3 protein-coding genes are annotated in these 2,272 nt (G+C 39.0%); all 3 read left to right on the top strand.

The window, feature by feature from the left end; translation table 11 throughout:
* Positions 1-935, top strand: a 935-nt coding sequence (locus tag ACY65O_RS02155) for a fumarylacetoacetate hydrolase family protein (protein ID WP_462219208.1), incomplete at its 5' end; no start/stop codon positions are given.
* 17 nt (positions 936-952) lie between these two features.
* Positions 953-1,834, top strand: a complete 882-nt coding sequence (locus ACY65O_RS02150) for a flavin reductase family protein (protein WP_462219207.1) — start codon at positions 953-955, stop codon at positions 1,832-1,834.
* Positions 1,835-1,868: 34 nt separating this feature from the next.
* The coding region (locus ACY65O_RS02145; protein WP_462219206.1) for a hypothetical protein at positions 1,869-2,272 on the top strand (404 nt) is incomplete at its 3' end.

Here is a 2,272-nt window from a genome sequence, read left to right as displayed (position 1 = left end):
CCGACAGCCTGCACCCCGATTTACCCAATAGCATGTCGATGTTTTTAAATTACTGGGATGACGTAATTCCCGTAGTAAAAGCCGCAGAACAACGTATAAAAGATGGCTTGGGTCGAAGTTCGCTTGCCATTCCGTATGCCGGCACCCAAATTTTGGCGCCGGTACCGCACCCCACCAGTTGCAGGGATGGTTACGCTTTTCGGCAGCATGTAGCCGCCGCAAGGCGCAACAGAAAAGTGGATATGATCCCCGAATTTGACCAATATCCCATTTTTTATTTTACTAACCATAACAGCATACAGGGTCCCGGCGAAGTGGTTTGCATGCCCGATCATTTTAAAAAATTAGATTTTGAACTGGAGGCTGCAATAGTTATTTGCAAACCCGGCCGCAATATTATTGCAGCCGAAGCTGATGAATATATAGGCGGCCTGATGATAATGAATGATATTAGTGCAAGAACCTTACAAATGGAAGAAATGCTGCTGAACCTTGGGCCTGCAAAAGGAAAAGATTTTGCAACTGCTGTTGGCCCTATGCTGGTTACTTTAGATGAGCTGGAAGAATTTGAAGTGCCCTGCAAAGAAAATCATACTGGCAAAGCCTGGAATTTAAATATGAAATGCTGGGTTAATGGCGTACAGGTTAGCGATGGCAATGTGGCTGATATGGACTGGACCTTTGCAGAAATTATTGAACGCTGCAGTTACGGCGTACATGTAATGCCTGGCGATATTATTGGCAGCGGCACCGTGGGTACCGGATGTTTTTTAGAGTTGAACGGTACCGGAAAATTAAATAACCCTGATTACACGGAGCAATGGTTGCAAGATGGTGATGTAGTGGAAATGGAGATTGATGGTTTGGGTAAACTCTCAAATACTTTTGTAAAGGATGAGAGTGATTTTAGTATTTTAGAGTTGAAGAAAATATAGTTTTTAACGCAGAGAAAATGACAATTCATTTAAAAGACTTGAAACCCACCGACGTTCAAAATTATTTGCAGCATGCCATTGCGCCAAGGCCTGTATGTTTTGCATCTACAATTGATAAAGACGGAAATATCAATTTATCTCCCTTTAGTTTTTTCAATTTATTTTCTTCCAATCCGCCAATAGTAATTTTTTCTCCTTCCAGAAGAGTAAGGGATAATTCCATCAAACATACTTTACAGAATATTTTAGAAGTGCCCGAAGTAGTTATAAATATTGTTGATTACAATATGGTGCAGCAAACATCGCTTGCCAGTTGTGAGTTTGCAAAAGGTATTAACGAATTTGAAAAAGCAGGATTTACCATGCAACCTGCAACAACAGTAAAGCCACCGATGGTAAAAGAAAGTAAAATAAAATTAGAGTGTAAAGTAAATGAAGTAAAACCATTAGGTACCCAAGGTGGCGCAGGTAATTTAATAATTGCCGAAGTATTAATAATGCATATTGATGAAACTATTTTAAATGCCGAAGGAAAAATTGATCAAACTAAAATGCATCATGTGGCAAGGCTTGGAGGAGATTGGTATTGTAAAGTTGATGAAAGTAATTTATTTACAATAGAAAAACCCAATACGCAATTGGGTATTGGGGTAGATATGTTACCTGCCTCAATAAAAAACAGTACCATACTCAGTGGAAATAATTTAGGACAGTTGGGCAATGTAAAAGAGATACCATTTGTTGACCCTGCATTTACTGATGATAAACTTAAAAATATCATTCAATATTATTCCATTAACCCCGATGATATGGAAAAAGAACTGCACCGTTATGCTAAAGAATTATTAAACACCGGCAAAGTAAGTGAAGCCTGGCAGGTGCTATTAGCTTTAAATTAATTTTTGTAGATTTGATTTACGCCAAAACTTATTTATGAGATTCATTGCTGCAATTATTTTCATTTTTGCCTTTTTAAGCCTTTCTTTTTTAATACCTTCCTGCAAAAAAAATACCGGCACAAACGATGCCACTAAAAAAGACAGTTGGGTAATCATCCAGGAAAAAATACTTACCCCATCCTGTGCTTTAAGTGGTTGTCATGCCTCGGCAACTGATGCTGCCTATGCTCAACATAACCTTGTACTTTCAGCCAGTGTGGCTTTTGATAATTTAATCAACAAACCTTCAAAAAATGCGGCTGCCAATGCCGATGGCATCGTAAGGGTTATGCCCGGCGATTATTTAAAAAGTTTATTGTATCATAAAGTGGATTGCCAGGCAGGGCATCACGCTGCAAATTATGGTGCAACAATGCCATTGAATGGCACCTGGTTAAG

It is taken from the genome of Ferruginibacter sp., from assembly GCF_031430955.1.
In the GTDB taxonomy this organism is placed as follows: domain Bacteria; phylum Bacteroidota; class Bacteroidia; order Chitinophagales; family Chitinophagaceae; genus Ferruginibacter.
This window is presented reverse-complemented; position numbering and strand designations above follow the sequence as displayed.

What these genes read in the sequence shown, in the direction of transcription:
- ACY65O_RS02150 (WP_462219207.1), top strand. Translation starts at nt 953, where the DNA reads ATGACAATTCATTTAAAAGACTTGAAACCCACCGACGTTCAAAATTAT.